The organism is Bacillus sp. VA13, assembly GCF_055710085.1.
In genome coordinates this window covers 85,918-102,976 of record NZ_JBVQPP010000006.1, presented here as the reverse complement: position 1 = coordinate 102,976, position 17,059 = coordinate 85,918, and the positions used below count along the sequence as shown (strand labels likewise).

The following is a 17,059-nucleotide window of genomic DNA, read 5'->3' as shown; positions in this document are numbered from 1 at the left end:
TCAATAAGTGCTTGTGACTTTTAGGGTAACCTTGTCTGTCTGTTTCAGATATTCCCGGACTAGGATGAAAGCGCTATAAAAAATTGTTGACTACATGTATATACAGGAATACAATATAGTCATAAGTTGTATATACAAGTTATAAAAACGGATACGGAGGGGTTGGCATGGGGGAACTGAACAAATCGGCACGGCAGATTGTCGAAGCAGTCGGCGGTGCTGAAAATATTGCAGCGGCAACTCATTGTGTTACACGTTTGCGTTTTGCATTAATAGATGAAAGCAAGGTTGATCAAGAGGAACTTGATCAGATTGACGTTGTAAAGGGGTCGTTTTCGACAAACGGGCAGTTTCAGGTCGTGATCGGCCAGGGAACGGTCAACAAAGTGTACGCTGAACTGGTCAAGGAAACGGGGATTGGCGAGTCAACAAAGGATGAAGTGAAGAAGGCTTCAGAAAAAAATATGAATCCTTTGCAGCGTGCTGTGAAAACGCTTGCAGATATTTTTATTCCGATATTGCCTGCGATTGTCACGGCGGGTCTCTTGATGGGGATCAATAACATTTTAACGGCGCAGGGCATTTTCTTCAGTACAAAGTCGATTGTACAGGTCTATCCGCAGTGGGCGGATCTCGCTAATATGATTAACCTGATTGCAGGCACGGCCTTTACGTTTCTGCCTGCGTTAATCGGCTGGTCTGCGGTCAAACGGTTCGGCGGCAATCCGCTCCTTGGCATTGTGCTTGGCGTTATGCTCGTGCATCCTGATTTGCTGAATGCGTGGGGATATGGCGCCGCAGAACAAAGCGGAAAGATCCCGGTATGGAATTTGTTCGGCCTTGAGGTGCAGAAAGTCGGCTATCAGGGACAGGTGCTCCCGATTTTGCTGGCATCCTATGTGCTGGCGAAGATTGAGGTGTTTTTAACAAAGCGTACACCTGAGGGCATACAGCTGCTCGTTGTTGCGCCGATTACGCTTCTCGTAACAGGTTTTGCTTCTTTTATCATTATCGGCCCGGTTACATTTGCGATCGGAAACGTGCTGACTTCAGGGCTTATCTCGGTGTTTGGCTCTTTTGCCGCACTGGGCGGTTTGTTATATGGCGGTTTCTACTCAGCGCTCGTCATTACCGGCATGCATCACACGTTTCTTGCAGTCGACCTGCAGCTCATCGGCTCAAAGCTTGGCGGCACATTTTTATGGCCGATGCTGGCGCTTTCTAATATCGCACAAGGTTCGGCTGCGCTGGCCATGATGTTTATCGTGAAAGATGAGAAACAAAAAGGCCTTTCCCTCACATCAGGGATTTCTGCTTATCTCGGTATTACAGAGCCTGCCATCTTCGGAGTGAATCTGCGATACAGATTCCCGTTTATCATTGCGATGGTCAGCTCCGGGCTGGCCGGAATGTATATTTCTTCTCAAGGTGTGCTGGCAAGCTCCGTCGGTGTCGGCGGCGTGCCTGGTATTTTCTCAATCATGAGCCAGTACTGGGGCGCGTTTGCAATCGGGATGGCTATTGTATTGATCATGCCGTTTGCCGGAACATACGCGTATGCAAGATTCAAACATAAATAACCAATGGGGAGCGGGACGTGTTTTAGCGTTCCCTTTTCCCGTTTTTATTCTAAAAAATCGGTGGTGGAGACAGATGAAAACAGAACAAACGCCATGGTGGAAAAAAGCTGTGGTCTATCAAATTTATCCGAAAAGCTTTAACGATACGACAGGAAACGGTGTCGGCGATCTGAACGGCATTATTGAAAAGCTTGATTACTTAAAAACACTTCAGGTGGATGTGCTTTGGCTGACACCGATTTATGACTCTCCGCAGCAGGATAATGGGTATGACATTCGTGATTATTACTCGATTTATCCTGAATACGGGACGATGGAGGATTTTGAGCGGTTACTGTCCGAAGCCCATAAAAGAGAAATGAAAGTCGTCATGGATCTTGTCGTCAATCATACGTCAACAGAGCACAAATGGTTTCAAGAGGCGATTTCGTCAAAAGACAGCCCATACCGTGATTTTTATATATGGAAAAACCCGCAGGAAAACGGTTCTCTTCCGACGAACTGGGAATCGAAATTCGGCGGCTCGGCATGGGAGCTTGACGAAGCATCGGGCCAATACTATTTGCATCTGTTTGATGTGACGCAGGCTGATTTGAATTGGGAAAATGAAGAGGTCAGAAAGCATGTCTATGAGATGATGCATTTTTGGTTTGAAAAGGGAATAGATGGCTTCAGGCTTGATGTCATTAACCTGATTTCTAAAGATCAGCGCTTTCCGAATGCGGAAGACGGTGGTGACGGCCGTTCCTTTTACACTGACGGGCCGCGGGTGCATGAATTTCTGCATGAAATGAACGAAAAGGTGTTTTCGCATTATGACAGTATGACGGTCGGTGAGATGTCTTCAACAACTGTAGATCATTGCATCCGGTATACAAATCCCAAAAATAAAGAACTTGATATGACGTTCAGCTTCCATCATCTCAAGGTTGATTATCCAAACGGTGAAAAATGGGCTTTGGCGCCGTTTGACTTTTTGAAGCTGAAGGAGATCTTATCCGAGTGGCAGGCGGAGATGCGCGCTGGAGGGGGATGGAACGCTCTGTTCTGGTGCAATCACGATCAGCCGCGCGTTGTATCTAGATATGGAGATGACGGCGCGTACAGGGTGAAATCGGCGAAAATGCTCGCTGCCGCCATTCATATGATGCAGGGCACGCCTTATATTTATCAGGGCGAGGAGCTGGGAATGACGAATCCGAAGTTTGCGGACATCAGCTCCTATCGGGATGTCGAATCATTGAACATGTATCACGCTTTTAAGGAAAAAGGAATGCCCGACCAAGAGATCACAGCAATTTTACAGGCGAAATCCCGCGACAACTCCAGAACGCCTGTCCAGTGGGATGATACGGAGAATGGCGGTTTTACAACGGGCACGCCATGGATACCGGTCGCCGGCAACTATCGGGAAATCAATGCTGAAGCGGCGTTGCAGGATCAGAACTCGGTGTTTTACCATTATCAAAAACTGATTCAGATTCGAAAAACATATGACATTGTGACAGAGGGGGCGTATGAATTAATCGCAAAGGATGATCCGAACGTTTTTGCGTATCTCAGACACGGCAGCAATGAAAAGCTGCTCGTGATCAATAATTTCTATGGGACAGAGGCAGCCTTTACACTGCCGGATTCTATAGCGCCTGACGAGTGGAAGGCAGAGGTGCTGCTGACGAACGATGATGTGAGGGAAGAGCTGCAGAACATGACGCTCCGTCCGTATGAGTCCATTGTTTATCGTTTAACGAAACCGTGTTAAACTAAGCTGGGTGGTCTATAATGAAGGTGAATAAATTCATTACAATCTATAAAGACATCGCACAGCAAATTGAAGGCGGCCGATGGAAAGCGGAAGAGATTCTTCCGTCTGAACATGAGTTGACCGCACAGTATGATACATCAAGAGAAACGGTCCGAAAGGCGCTTCACATGCTTGCGCAAAACGGCTATATTCAGAAAATCAGAGGGAAGGGCTCTATCGTTCTCAACCGTGAAAAAATGCAGTTTCCCGTCTCAGGCCTTGTCAGTTTCAAGGAGCTCGCACAAACGCTTGGCAAAGAAACGAAAACAACTGTACACAAATTCGGGCTGGAGCCTCCGTCAGAGCTGATCCAAAAACAGCTCCGGGCCAATCCGGATGACGACATTTGGGAAGTCATCAGGTCTAGAAAGATTGACGGGGAACATGTAATTTTGGACAAGGATTACTTTTTCAGAAAGCATGTGCCTCACCTGACGAAAGAAATTTGTGAAAACTCAATATATGAATATATTGAAGGAGAGCTGGGTCTTTCGATCAGTTATGCCCAAAAAGAAATTGTTGCCGAGCCATGTACGGATGAGGACAGGGAGTTGCTCGATTTACGCGGCTATGACCATATGGTCGTGGTGAGAAACTACGTCTTTTTGGAGGATACGAGTCTGTTTCAATATACGGAAAGCAGACACCGTCTCGACAAATTCCGATTTGTTGATTTTGCGCGGCGGGGAAAATGAGAAAGGCGCCTGCCTGCGGCAGCGCGCTTTTTTTGTTGGTATCAAAATTGATACTATCCAACAAAAATGTGCGTACTTTTACTTTTTATGATAATGGCTACAATAGAGATGAGAGTAACCATAAGGAGAGGTGTTTAACATGGCAGATGTAAAGAAACAAATTCTCGATGCATACAATTTCAGACATGCGACAAAGGAATTTGACCCGAATAAAAAAGTATCAGACAGCGATTTTGAATTTATTTTAGAGACAGGAAGACTGTCTCCGAGTTCCCTCGGCCTTGAGCCTTGGAAATTTGTTGTCGTCCAAAATCCGGAATTTCGCGAGAAACTTCGCGAATACACATGGGGCGCGCAAAAACAGCTGCCAACAGCAAGCCATTTCGTTCTGATTCTTGCACGTACAGCGAAGGATATCAAATACGATGCGGACTACATCAAACGTCATTTAAAAGAAGTGAAACAAATGCCTCAGGACGTGTACGAAGGCTACCTCAGCAAAACGGAAGAGTTCCAGAAAAACGATTTGCATTTGCTTGAAAGTGACAGAACATTGTTTGACTGGGCATCAAAACAAACCTATATTGCACTTGGCAACATGATGACGGCCGCTGCGCAAATAGGCGTTGATTCCTGCCCTGTAGAAGGCTTCCAGTATGATCACATTCACCGCATTCTTGAAGAAGAAGGCCTTCTGGAAAATGGAAGCTTCGACATTTCTGTGATGGTGGCATTCGGCTACCGTGTACGAGATCCTCGTCCGAAAACAAGATCTGCTGTTGAAGATGTTGTGAAGTGGGTCTAAATAAAGAAAGCTGCTCGCTTAACGAGCAGCTCTTTTTTTATGCCTGATTCGCTCTATTCTGTTTTCTTCTCTGATGCAAGTACATTGCCGTTCCGAGCGCGCTGATCAGAAAACCGGCCAAGAGGATCGAGTACATAGATGTGGCTGTGTCCGGAAGCAGGCCGCCAGCGGGACTGTCCGCTCCTGATCCGCCCGATCCGTTTCCTCCAGAGCCGTTTGTCGGTTCAGTGCCGGGAGGTGTATCATTTCCTCCGTTCCCGTCAGTCGGCTGTTTTCCGCCTGGTTTATCGGAGCCTCCGCCATTGCTGCCGTCATCACCGCCGGTCGGCTGATCAGACGGGAATGCCGGCGGTTTGTTGTTCTCACCGGAATTTAAGATCGTGTATTCGCTGAAGTGGTTTGTATATCCTGTCACGATATCATCGTCAACTGATCCGTTTTCTGTCTTTGTGAAAGCTTTCTTTTTCCGGTCGACGTGGTAAATGGCAGGATTATGAGCTTCTTCAATATCAAACATGCGAAGCGAAAGCTGTACGGGCTCCTTGAATGATTTCACTTCTTTTCCTTTTTGCTTCACTGTAAAATCATATACATCTCCGATAGACACGTCCAATTCACCGGTAGATTTGATTCCAATTACAGTGTCCGCGGTTTTGATGTTCGCCATTGGAAGCTTCATGCTGTACCAGTAGTTGAACACCGTCAATGAAGGATCTGACTCTCTTTCTTTCAAAAGTTTGACCTGATCTTCTTTTACTTTAAGATTGATAGGCTTCTCTTGAGATCCTTCATATGTTTCATAATAGACAAACGGCGTGTTGGCATTTTTAGCATAAATCGCAAATTTGTCTTCATCGAGAGTCCAGCTGCCATCCTTCTGCTTTGTCGGCAGGAATACTTCTTTGATGCGTCCTTCGATTTTAGGAGAGACCTTGTTTCCTAGTTTTTTCAGCTGTTCGGTGAAAATCTCGTAATCCACGTAGCCAAGGTCTTCACCATGGGATGCTTCCGTAAAGACAGAATATCCGTCTCCTCCGGCACCGACAAAATTATTTGTTGCCACGCGGTAGGTATCATCCGTATTCAGATCAACTTTGTCTCCGTTAGGCGCTTCAATTTTCACTTCTAAAACGCGGTGTCCAGGTTCGTTGTTTAATGTAAAGGTATATTCGATTCCGGCCACCTGAGGGAAGGCGCCGCCTCCGTTTTCCACATTGCTTAAGCCTTGTTCAAGGGCTTCTTTGATTTGTTTTCCGGTCAAATCGGCCACGTAAAGCGTGTTGCCGAACGGCATCACGTTCAGCACCTCGCCGAGTGTGATGTCGCCTTTGTCAATGCCGGCTCTGATGCCGCCGCCATTTGTTATCGCTATTCTGGCGCCGGCTGCTTCTTTCGCTTTTGCCAGCATGCCGTCCGCAATGAAGTTTCCGAGATTGGTTTCCTTCGTGCGCACATGCTCACGCTGGCCGTCAAGCGCTACATCCGTGTAGCCGACTTTTTCATTTTTCACGTCCTCTAATTCAGTTTTGAACTGCTCGAGCTCTTTTTTGGCTTCTGCGTTTTCTTCTGTATGTTCATCAATCGGCAGCACGCTCAGATTTGATTTGTCTGTTTGCACCACGCCGTTTTCATCAAACGTGACATCAACACGTCCCAAGTATTGGCCATATTCTTTGGCCTGCGCCACGATCGTCGGCTCTTCGTTGTCCACGACCTCTATTTTGTCAACGAGGGTATGGGTGTGTCCACCGATGATCAAGTCAATGCCTTTCACTTTTTTGGCCAGCTCAAGATCACGGTTATGCCCGATATGGGTTAAAGCAATGATTTTGTTTACTTTTTCTTCTTCCTGAATCGCTTTGACGGTGTTTTGCGCTGTTTCAAAGGCATCATTGAAAACGATGCTTTTGCCCGGGCTTGATGTGGTGGCTGTATCTTCCGTTGTCAGTCCGAATACGGCGACTTTCTCACCGTCAACATCTAACAGAATGTAAGGGTGGATGCCGGGCTCTTTCTTTTCACCTGCCGTAAAGGTTTGCGGCTTTTTGACATATGATGCCAGCTTAGGCTCATTTGACACATCTACATTTGCGCTGACGAACGGAAATTCAGGTGCTTCAAAGTGATAGCGGTTCGCCGGGTCGACGGTTGTGCTGTTTCCGCTGAGAAAATCAGAAAGCACTGTCGGTCCTTTATCAAACTCGTGGTTTCCGAAGGTCATGGCGTCATAGCCCATCATGTTCATCAATTTCAAATCAGCTAAACCGTTCCATTTTGTGAAATACAAGTCGCCGGAAAATACATCTCCCGCATCAAGGAGAATGTTGTGGTCTGTTTCGCTTCGCACTTCGTTGATTTTCGTCATTCGTCTCGCCGCGTCATCGAGGTGAGCGTGCGTATCATTGGTGTGCATCACAGTCAGATCCCACAGTCCGTCTTTTGGAGGATCAGGATTTGAATCATCATCGAATTGCAGCTTATACACACCATAGCCTTCATTCGCAGACTCGCCTACATAAGCCACATCGTCCGCTTTATCGGCAAACGGCTTAGCCAAAAGCGAAGATTCAAACGTCACATTCGTTCCGGAAATAGGCGCGATTGACCAGTTGTTGTCCGCTTTTGGATTGACTGTTTTTTGTTCGATAATGTAATCCATCAGCACCTGTCTGTTTTCAACTGCGGAGCCGTGGACAATCTTATCGCTCGTCAGGTGAGGGAAACCGCCACCTCCGGACGCGCGATAATTATTTGTGACAACGAGAAATTCCTGATTCGGGCTGATTGCTTTGCCTTCATAGGAAAGGTTGATGATCCGGGATGAGTCCGCGTTGATCACTTTTCCGTTCTCATCGTACTTCGCCGGTTTTGTGACATCGACCTGATATGTGACACCGTCAATCACATCAAAATTATAGGAGCGGAAATTGTCATTCAGCAAGGCTTGATCGCCGCCTTTTGACGGGTCAATTTGATTGAATTGGCCTGCTGACATCTCCAGCCAGTCCTTGACTTCGCTGCCTGTCAGCTTGACGATCTGAACAGTATTATCGTACAGATACAAGTCACCGACGTTTTTAATGGCAAGATCTCCAGCCGGAATATTCGTATAGTAATTGGCCCCGTTTCTTCCGCCTGCTTTAAACGGCGCTCCAGCGGACAAAATTGGGAGGTCCTTATACTCGGTATCCTTCATTTCCTTTTCGGCATACCATTTTTGCGCGTCGGTCACAACCTGAATGGAAGGGTCATCTTTGACCTGTGCAAAGAAGCTGTTAATATCTGCTTCTGTTTTGCCGACTGGTTTTCTGACATATTCCAGTGTGTTTTGGTGTGTTTGCTGAATGGTGTTTGTGACCGTTTCATTTCGGGATGTGACACTGCCGGCAATGGATTCAATACTGCCTTTGGAATCTGCCACCTTCCATGAGCCGTCCGTCTTTTCGAGTTTGAGATCAATCACGCCTAAGTATTTGCCCCAGCTGCTTGGCATGACGACAGGAATGCCGTTAATCGTTCCGTTTTCAACATCGAATTGAGAAACACCCGCATACTCTGCGGAAGGGAAAAGTCCGTGCTGATGGCCCGAGATAATCGCGTCAATGCCTTTCGTTTTGGTGGCTAGGTCAAATACAGCGTTTTCCGCGCCTGGCGCTTGCGCTTGCTTTTCAATACCGCTGTGGGCGAGGGCGATAATGACATCTGCGCCTTTCGCCTTCATTTTAGGAATCGTTTCATTGGCGGATTCTACGATATCCTGCACTTGCACCTGACCTTCGAGATGCTTTTTGTCCCACGTCATAATTTGCGGCGGGACAAAGCCTATGTAGCCGACTTTTACTTTCTGCTCATTGCCGTTTTCGTCAGTGACGGCTTTTTCTTTAATGACATACGGCGTATAACGGTTTTCACCGTTTGTTGTTTTGACGTTGGCATTTACAATCGGGAAATCGGCTCCTTTGATCGTGCCGTCGAGAAAGTCGAGCCCGTAATTGAATTCATGATTCCCCAATGTGCCGGCGTCGTATTTCAGCGCATTCATGACACTGATGATCGGATGGGTTTTCGCGCTGGAGATAATGTCGTCTTTTTCATATTTCACCGCGTATTCGCCCAGCGGATTCCCTTGAATCAAGTCGCCGTTATCGACGAGCAGGGTGTTTGGGTTTTGCTCGCGGTGCTTTTGGATCAGCTGTGCCGTTCTTGCCAGCCCGAAATCCGTCGTTTCTTTGTCGCTGTAGTAATCGTAATCCATCATGTTGGCATGAATATCAGTCGTGGCCAAAATACTCAGTTGTACCTGAGGAGCCGCGCTTTCTTCTGCATGAATGGGTGGTGTTGGGAGGATTAGGCTAAGTATCATAATTGGGGGCAAAAGAATACGGAGAATGTTACCGACGTGTGTTCGTCTTTTCTGTATTCTCACCGGTTCTCCACCTTTCAACGAAATTTGTGTTACAGCTCCTATTGTAAGAATATTTTGTAACTATTTGTAGGTGTTTCTTTATGATTATTGTAAAAGGGAGAAAAATGAGTATTATGTAGCAGCATCAAACGACAAATGCTGGGTATTTATGCTTATCGTTTGTCAGATTCGCGGAATGTTTATTTTAGTGTGGCTGGGGTAGAGTGTTTTATGTAGGCATAATAAAGCGGGAGGTAATGATTCATGGGGAAAAAAATTGCAGTTGTTTTGACAGATTATTTTGAGGACAGCGAGTACACTGAACCTGCGAAAGCCTTTAAAGAAGCGGGACATGAACTGACTGTCATTGAAAATGAAAAAGGAAAAACAGTAAAAGGCAAGCAGGGGAACGCGGAAGTGACGGTTGACGCGTCCATTGACGACGTAAACCCTTCAGACTTTGATGCGCTTTTGATTCCCGGAGGATTTTCGCCAGACCAGCTTCGCGCGGATGACCGTTTCGTCCAATTTGCAAAAGCGTTTATGACTGACAAAAAACCGGTATTTGCGATTTGCCACGGCCCGCAGCTTTTAATCAATGCGAAAGCGCTCGATGGCCGAAAAGCGACAGGCTATACGTCCATTCGTGTTGACATGGAAAACGCGGGTGCTGACGTTGTGGATCAGGAAGTGGTCGTTTGCCAAGATCAATTGGTCACAAGCCGCACACCGGATGATATTCCGGCGTTTAATCGTGAATCGTTAGCATTGCTTGAGAAATAAAAAAACGGACGCTCCCGGGCGTCCGTTTTTTGTTGCTTAGGCTTGAGCACCTGTCAGTTTCTTGTATCTGTAATATAAGAAGGCGGCTGCAGCTGTTCCGATGACTGCTATGCCGAAGTCGAACATAAAGATATGGGCGATGCCTCCCGATTTTGCGATGAGCCCCGTGGCAATCGGCAGCAGAATCGACGCGATGCTTGAAGCGGTGGCTACAATTCCGGTAACGGTTCCTTTTCGCTTCCAGAAAAGCTCTGTCATTAATGTAATGGTAATTTGAAACACACCCGCGGTAGAAAAGCCTAAGAAAAAGGCGGTGATGTCTAGCACAACCGGGACATGAACCGTCAGCATGACTGCGAGTGTACATAAAGTAATAACAGGATATAAGAGCGTAATCATGACGGGCTTTATCCATCTGTTCAGCAAAATGGCTAGCAATAATACAGATGTCAGAGATCCTATGCTGTAATAACTCAGCAATTGCACGGATGCTGATTCAGCTAAACCGGCAGCCTTTTGCGCATAGCTCGGAAGCCAGATTTGAGAAACAGTAAATAAAGCCGTTGATGTAAAACCGATAATGATCAGTGCGGTGCCTTCTTTCTGAAAAACGGGTTCAGACAAGAAAGCGGGAGATTCCTGTTGGCCGCTGTTAGTTGGTTTCTGTTTCTTAGGAAACGAAAGCGTTGATAGATAAACGATATTCAGCGCATAGACCGCTGCCGGCAGATAAAAAGCAAATCCGTAAAACAGGCTGTGGTCTGACAAAAATGTGATCAAAAGCGGCAAAAGAGCGGCCCCAACAGACATAAAGGCTTTGACCAGGACATTCGCCGAGCCGGAAGCAGCCGGGAAGAGCTCGGTTAGGGCCGGATATGTTCCAGCGTCCATCGCTGAATTTGCGACTCCGGCTAATAAGGCGAACACAAACGCCAGTTCATAGCTCGGTGACAAAGGAATACCGACTAAAAAGACGGCCATAATTCCCGCAGAAGCGATAACAAGCGGCTTTCTGCCAATTTTATCTGATAAAACGCCGGAAATTCCGTATGTCAGCAGCTTGCCGAAGCCGATAGCAGCAATGACATAACTGATGCCGGTCGGGTCGGTATTCCACTGTTTCGTTAAAGAGGACATATTGGATGCCAGAATGATGTTGACCATCCCCAGAAAGAAGTAGTTGATATACATTCCGGATGCTGTTTTGATAGCTGTCGTTTTCATGCTTGTACTCCTTCAAATCTTATTCGAACATTGTCATCAACACGCATTTCTTTACCGGTCAAATAGCAGAAAGCGAGAACGTTCTGCCACAGTATCATGTTTGGCCGCCTGTTTCTTCCGGTTGTAAAAATAAAGTTCATGACGCCTGTTTTAAGGAAAACTGGTTTTGTGGCAATGATAAAAAAGACTCGCCGAGTTTCCGGCCAGTCTCATTTATTTACGAAGTGAGGCTAGTTCTTGAGCAATCGCCTGCATTTCACTAGGGCTGAATGATTGTTTTTTCATCACCATGCTGTGAAGGTACGTGAGGTCTTCGATCTTTTCATCACTGAAATCCTCCGCTTTAATCACGCCGACGTTCAGCATGTTCAGTTTTTGGGAAATCTCTTCAATCATTTGAGTTAACGTTTCTGTATTTGGGCTGGACAAATGGTTCCATCCTTTCTTTGCGCGATATTCGGTATGTTTTATTCTAACAGAATTCGATCAGAAAAAAACCCTATTCTAAGAGCTTGCTGTTGATTTCAAAAAAGTGGAGACATCAGTTGAAAAGGAAATGAACATCCTACTAAGATATTGATGAAGGTTTCTTTTTAGAGAAATATGGGCAAAGAATAGGGAGGTTGCACAAGATGATAAGTGTGTTATTTGTTTGTTTAGGAAACATTTGCCGGTCTCCGATGGCGGAAGCGATTTTTCGGGACTTGGCAGCCAAAAAAGGATTAGAGGGGAAAATCAAGACGGACTCAGCCGGCATCGGCGGCTGGCACATCGGCAATCCGCCGCATGAAGGAACGCAGGAGATATTGCGCAGAGAAGGAATCAGCTTTGAGGGCATGCTGGCGCGTCAAGTCAGCGAACAGGATCTGGCCGATTTTGATTACATCATTGCGATGGATGCAGAAAATATCGGGAGCCTCAGAAGCATGGCGGGCTTTAAGAACACATCGCATATCAAAAGGCTGCTGGACTATGTTGAAGATTCAGATTTGGCTGACGTTCCCGATCCTTACTACACAGGGAACTTTGAAGAGGTCTGCCAATTAATCAAATCGGGCTGTGAGCATCTGCTTGCATCCATTCAAAAAGAAAAACAATTGTGAGTGAAAGGAGAATTTGCATGAACAACGAACGTTTAATGCTGAAAGGTATATTTCTCGGAGCTGCGGCAGGTGCGGCGTTATCGCTGCTCCATAAGCCGACAAGACAGGCATGCGGCATGAGATGGCTGACATGCAAGCATAAACTTTCACTGTACAAAAGCAATCCGGAGCTGTTGAAAAACACCGTCATCACAAAAGTGGATGAGGCCAAGAAGCTGGCCCAGACGCTGTCAAATGAAGTCGGCTTTGTGAATCAGCAGGTGAAAGAGCTGAAGAAAACAACACCGCAAGTGATGGAGCTTGTACAAGAAACGAAAGAGCATTTTTCAAAAAAGTGATCAAACATGCGAGGTGAGACGACATGAATTTTTTGAAAGAGCTTTTCAGCAGATACACCCTTCATGAAGGGCAGAGCAAATCAGCGGAGCTGGCGTATTTCTTTCTATTGTCGTTGTTTCCGTTTTTGATTTTTATGCTAACCCTCACTGCGTATCTGCCTATTTCTACCAATGATGTCCTGGGAGTTGTAAAACAATATGCTCCCGACAGTGCGATGTCCCTCGTTGAATCCATTACCCAACAAACCTTAAATAATCGAAATGGCGGCTTGCTGTCATTCGGGATTATCGCGGCTTTATGGTCTGCGTCTAATGGAATGAACGCCATCGTCCGATCATTAAACCACGCGTATGAAGTGGAGGAAAACCGCTCTTTTATCATTGTTCGTCTAACCTCAATTTTTCTGACGATCGCCATGGTATTTACGATTTTAGTGGCCCTGCTGCTGCCGGTATTCGGCCGGGAGATTGGAAGGCTCGCTTCAGATTTTGTCGGTGCATCGGATCTGTTTTTATCTATATGGGCCGCAATTCGCTGGGGGGTCAGCCCGCTTGTGCTGCTGATCGTTTTTTCCGCCCTGTATGTGATTGCGCCGAACAAAAAACTGTCCCTTCGGTTTGTCATGCCGGGTGCGGTGTTTGCGACCATCGGCTGGATCGTTGTCAGCACTCTGTTTTCGTTTTACGTCAGCACGTTTGCCAACTATAGCGCCACATATGGAAGCATAGGGGGAATCATCGTCTTGATGATTTGGTTTTACTTGAGCGGCATTTTAATTATTTTGGGGGGAGAAATCAACGCTCTTTTACATAAACGTAAAAAGCTTCCTGATGAAAATCCCTATCATTAGCGCACCCTATAAATGAACTTCGGTTCAAAAAAGAAGTCGGGGGGCTATCGTGATGACCAAGCATACAAAAAAAGGCGGAAGCCATAACAAACAAAATTCGAAAAGCAAATCGAGCAATAAAACAAGCGGAAGCGCCAACGGACAAAACGGCTATCATTAGCATAAAAGCCTCCTGACATCATGTCAGGAGGCTTTTCGATTAAGAAGATGAAGAATAGGTTTCAGCCGGTGACCAGCTTTTCGGTTTGCCCAGCACAAGGGCAAGCCACACAGCGCTAAGCGTAAGGGTAATGAAATAAAACAAGTTTGCGCTTTCAAATGTCTGCATATACCAGCCGCCGGCAATCGGACCGAGGATGCTGCCGAGACTGAATGTAATGCCGCAAAGCAGGTTCCCCGCCGGCAGCAGGTGGGGCGGAAGCAGATCTGTCATATAGCTGATGCCAAGGGTAAAGGTGGATCCTACTGCCATTCCTGCAATAAAAAAGCAGCAGCCGATTATATAAGGCAAAGGAAACACGCCGGCGATGAAAAAGCAGAGTGCCCCTGTCAGCAAAATCACAAGCAGCACATTCCGTCGCCCGTATTTATCGCTGAGGATACCGAGCGGAAACTGAAAGATTATGCTCCCAATCGCAAATGCGGGAAGGATCAGTGCCACTGCGTCTACAGATACCCCCAAACGGAGCGCATACACCGGAAAGCTTCCGTTTAGCGCCGTCTCCAGAAAGCCGTAGCCAAATGTAGGCATAAAGGCAACCCATCCAAACAGCATGGCTTGATAAAACCGCCTGAAACTATTGTCTGATTTGGTTTCGTGAGGACTGGTTTCCGGGTATGCATTTTGTAGAAAGAAAACAAAAAGCCACGCAAACAGACTGAAGCAGCCGGACACGATAAAAGGCAGCGACGAGCTCAGCTTGACAAGCGGAACCATGAACGGGCCCGCGGCAAAGCCAAGGCCGAAAGACAGCCCGTAAATAGACAGATTTCTTCCGCGATTTTGTTTCGATGACATGGAGGTCACCCACGTTTGCGTAGAAAAGTGAAGCATGTGATCGCCGATCCCGATAAACAGGCGAAGCAGGAACCAGATCCAAACCGAATGAAGCCAAATAAATCCGAACAAGCTTAAAATGACAATGCTTCCGCCAATGACGATCAGCGGCTTGAATCCGAGCTTTCTGAGCGGCGCTTCCATAAACGGCGAAGCCAAAAGCACGCCGATATACAATCCGGTTGCGTGCAGGCCATTGATGGCGGCCGATTCCCCATTTGTTTCAAAAATAATCGAGATGACAGGCAGCAGCATGCCTTGTGAAAACCCGGAAATGGAAACGAGCAAAACAAGGATAAAGAAATGAAATCGTGACATCGTGTTTTCTCCTTATGTGGAATCTATGTTGATCGTACAATGATTTCCAAAAGCAGGCAACATGAAAAAAAGCTTATATCACAAGTAAACAATTGAACTCGTGTAATCATGATGATTTTTGTGAAGAATAAAAATAAAACAAGTCATATAAAAGGAGCCAACTCACCATGAATCGTATCTTTTTTATTTTAGTGGCGGCGGGGATTCCGCTTTCTGTGATCGGCAGTTTCATGCATTGGCCTTCTGCCATTCTCTTTGCAGTGTATTGCATAACAATTATCGCACTTGCAAGCTATATGGGGAGGGCGACAGAATCGCTGTCCATTATCGCAGGACCGCGGATCGGCGGTTTGCTGAACGCCACCTTCGGGAATGCGGTTGAGTTAATCATCTCTTTATTTGCACTAAAGGAAGGCCTGACAGGGATCGTGCTTGCCTCTTTAACCGGTTCAGTGCTGGGGAACCTGTTGCTGGTAGCGGGCTTATCGTTTTTTGTCGGCGGTTTAAAATATAAGCGGCAGGAATTTAATATCCATGATGCCCGCCATAATTCCGGTCTTTTGATTTTTGCCATCATTGTCGCTTTCGTGATTCCGGAGGTATTCTCCGTTGGTATGGGCGATGTGAGCAAGCTTAATTTAAGCATCGGCATCAGCATCATTTTGATTCTGTTATATGTGGCTGCTCTGTACTTTAAACTCGTTACGCACCGCGGTGTTTATCAGCCGAACAATGCCGCCCAGCATGTGGAAGAAGAGGAACCGGAATGGTCAGGCAAGGTGGCTACGATTGTCTTGTTTGCAGCAACGATTGCCGTGGCATATATATCCGAAAACCTGGTGCACACATTCCACTCGGTGGCCGAACAATTCGGCTGGAGCGAGCTGTTTATCGGGGTCATCATCGTGGCGATTGTCGGTAATGCCGCGGAGCACGCGTCAGCCATCATTATGGCCTATAAAAATAAAATGGATATTGCAGTTGAAATCGCAGTCGGCTCGACGCTGCAGATTGCTATGTTTGTCGCACCGGTTCTTGTGATCTGTTCCATCTTTTTCCCGGTAAGCATGCCGCTAGTCTTTACACTGCCGGAGCTTGTTGCGATGGTATCATCGGTTCTCTTGATGATCGCGATTTCGAATGACGGGGATTCCAACTGGTTTGAAGGGGCGACACTGCTTGCCGCCTATGTCATTATGGCAATCGGCTTTTTCCTTCTATAACCTGAAAAAATGATGGATAACAACAAACAGGGATGAAAAGACTAAGGGAAAATGCCATAGAAAGAGTGATATGATGAAAAAGCTATTTCATTCCACACTTATTGTGTTGTTATTCTTTAGTTTTTTCGGCGTTCAGCCCATCCACGCGAAAAAGCAGTTTAAGGTTCCTAATTCTGTCGCAAGCATTTCAAAGGAAAACACATATCCGAATGCTTCACAGGATCAGCCGATGCTTCAGCCGAGCAAGCTGGCAAAGGAATTGCTCGATCATTCTGAGGTGAAGATTGAAAACCCGCACCTTATCAAAATGCTGAATGAGTCCAACATATCCGGTACACCGCTTGCAGTCGGCTACCGGGCGACAATATTTCTCGGGAAATGGGCGCTCGGCTATGAATCAAATGAAACAGTCGCAAACTGGGAATATAAAAAAATCAACACAAACCGTGCAGATAACCGCGGCGGAAAAGAAACGGCTGAGATGCATTATGCCCAGGAACAGCAATACAAAGTGAAGGGCGGCTTGACAGCTAAGGTTCCAAATGCTGAAGATGTCAAAAGCATGATGATGCTGAAAGCGATGAAGAAAACGAACCTTCCGCTTGCATTTGATACGGTTGTCGGTGCGGGTACAAAGCGGGATCAAATTTATAAAGTCGCTCCTAAAAAACTCGGTTATCTAAATGCATATGCACCGGCTGTGAATGAAAAAGGAAAAGTGACTTACGGAGAAGTATACTTAGTGCTGAAAGGGAATAAACGAAAACTTGTCGTCAAAAATGTCACCTCACAGGGCATCGGCGCTTGGATTCCGGTTCAAGACCACCTCACGTTTAGCTTTCAGCTTTCCTCGCAGCCAAGATAAACAAAAAA

Annotated in this window: 14 protein-coding genes; 10 read left to right on the top strand and 4 right to left on the bottom strand. The window is 46.4% G+C overall.

Annotation, left to right across the window (positions count from 1 at the left end; translation table 11 throughout):
• Positions 1-167: 167 nt before the first annotated feature.
• From treP to AC0C66_RS19655, 4 genes are all read left to right on the top strand, one after another.
• On the top strand, positions 168-1,580 hold the full coding sequence (gene treP / locus AC0C66_RS19670; protein WP_072182788.1) for a PTS system trehalose-specific EIIBC component: 1,413 nt from the start codon (positions 168-170) through the stop codon (positions 1,578-1,580).
• Between the two features lie 73 nt (positions 1,581-1,653).
• Positions 1,654-3,342, top strand: coding sequence for an alpha,alpha-phosphotrehalase (gene treC / locus AC0C66_RS19665; RefSeq protein WP_088679815.1), 1,689 nt, complete (start codon positions 1,654-1,656; stop codon positions 3,340-3,342).
• A gap of 20 nt (positions 3,343-3,362) precedes the next feature.
• The gene (treR, locus tag AC0C66_RS19660) at positions 3,363-4,079 is read left to right on the top strand and encodes a trehalose operon repressor (RefSeq protein WP_014113038.1); all 717 of its coding nucleotides are present in this window, start codon (positions 3,363-3,365) and stop codon (positions 4,077-4,079) included.
• A 139-nt stretch (positions 4,080-4,218) separates the two neighbouring features.
• Positions 4,219-4,884 (top strand): NAD(P)H-dependent oxidoreductase, encoded by a 666-nt coding sequence (locus AC0C66_RS19655; protein ID WP_003223097.1) that lies wholly within the window; start codon positions 4,219-4,221, stop codon positions 4,882-4,884.
• Positions 4,885-4,921: 37 nt separating this feature from the next.
• Here AC0C66_RS19655 and AC0C66_RS19650 read toward each other — a convergent pair whose 3' ends face one another.
• Entirely contained in the window at positions 4,922-9,310 is a 4,389-nt protein-coding gene (locus tag AC0C66_RS19650) for a multifunctional 2',3'-cyclic-nucleotide 2'-phosphodiesterase/3'-nucleotidase/5'-nucleotidase (protein ID WP_461845950.1), read from the bottom strand.
• 243 nt (positions 9,311-9,553) lie between these two features.
• Between AC0C66_RS19650 and yfkM the strand changes: the two genes are divergently transcribed.
• On the top strand, positions 9,554-10,072 hold the full coding sequence (yfkM, locus tag AC0C66_RS19645) for a general stress protein 18 (RefSeq protein WP_072182792.1): 519 nt from the start codon (positions 9,554-9,556) through the stop codon (positions 10,070-10,072).
• Positions 10,073-10,108: 36 nt separating this feature from the next.
• Here the strand turns inward: yfkM and AC0C66_RS19640 are convergent, their stop codons facing one another.
• Positions 10,109-11,296, bottom strand: a complete 1,188-nt coding sequence (locus tag AC0C66_RS19640) for an MFS transporter (RefSeq protein WP_087987738.1) — start codon at positions 11,294-11,296, stop codon at positions 10,109-10,111.
• A 213-nt stretch (positions 11,297-11,509) separates the two neighbouring features.
• Positions 11,510-11,725 (bottom strand): DUF1128 domain-containing protein, encoded by a 216-nt coding sequence (locus AC0C66_RS19635; protein ID WP_003223104.1) that lies wholly within the window; start codon positions 11,723-11,725, stop codon positions 11,510-11,512.
• Between the two features lie 203 nt (positions 11,726-11,928).
• Here AC0C66_RS19635 and yfkJ point away from each other — a divergent pair, with 203 nt between their 5' ends.
• Genes yfkJ through AC0C66_RS19620 form a run of 3 tightly spaced genes read left to right on the top strand, consistent with a single transcriptional unit; the run spans position 11,929 to position 13,588 of the window.
• On the top strand, positions 11,929-12,399 hold the full coding sequence (gene yfkJ, locus AC0C66_RS19630; RefSeq protein ID WP_003223106.1) for a protein-tyrosine-phosphatase: 471 nt from the start codon (positions 11,929-11,931) through the stop codon (positions 12,397-12,399).
• Positions 12,400-12,416: 17 nt separating this feature from the next.
• A complete protein-coding gene (locus tag AC0C66_RS19625) occupies positions 12,417-12,737 on the top strand; it encodes a hypothetical protein (RefSeq protein ID WP_061188176.1) in 321 nt (106 codons plus the stop codon).
• Between the two features lie 23 nt (positions 12,738-12,760).
• The gene (locus AC0C66_RS19620) at positions 12,761-13,588 is read left to right on the top strand and encodes a YihY family inner membrane protein (RefSeq protein ID WP_014113047.1); all 828 of its coding nucleotides are present in this window, start codon (positions 12,761-12,763) and stop codon (positions 13,586-13,588) included.
• A 199-nt stretch (positions 13,589-13,787) separates the two neighbouring features.
• Here AC0C66_RS19620 and AC0C66_RS19615 read toward each other — a convergent pair whose 3' ends face one another.
• Positions 13,788-14,963 (bottom strand): MFS transporter, encoded by a 1,176-nt coding sequence (locus tag AC0C66_RS19615; protein WP_090558483.1) that lies wholly within the window; start codon positions 14,961-14,963, stop codon positions 13,788-13,790.
• A 167-nt stretch (positions 14,964-15,130) separates the two neighbouring features.
• On the opposite strand from AC0C66_RS19615, the gene cax reads away from it, so the two are divergent.
• Positions 15,131-16,186 carry a calcium/proton exchanger gene (cax, locus tag AC0C66_RS19610; RefSeq protein ID WP_014113049.1) on the top strand — a complete coding sequence of 352 codons (1,056 nt, stop codon included), beginning with the start codon at positions 15,131-15,133 and terminating at the stop codon, positions 16,184-16,186.
• Positions 16,187-16,256: 70 nt separating this feature from the next.
• On the top strand, positions 16,257-17,051 hold the full coding sequence (locus AC0C66_RS19605; RefSeq protein ID WP_014113050.1) for a YfkD famly protein: 795 nt from the start codon (positions 16,257-16,259) through the stop codon (positions 17,049-17,051).
• Positions 17,052-17,059: the final 8 nt, after the last annotated feature.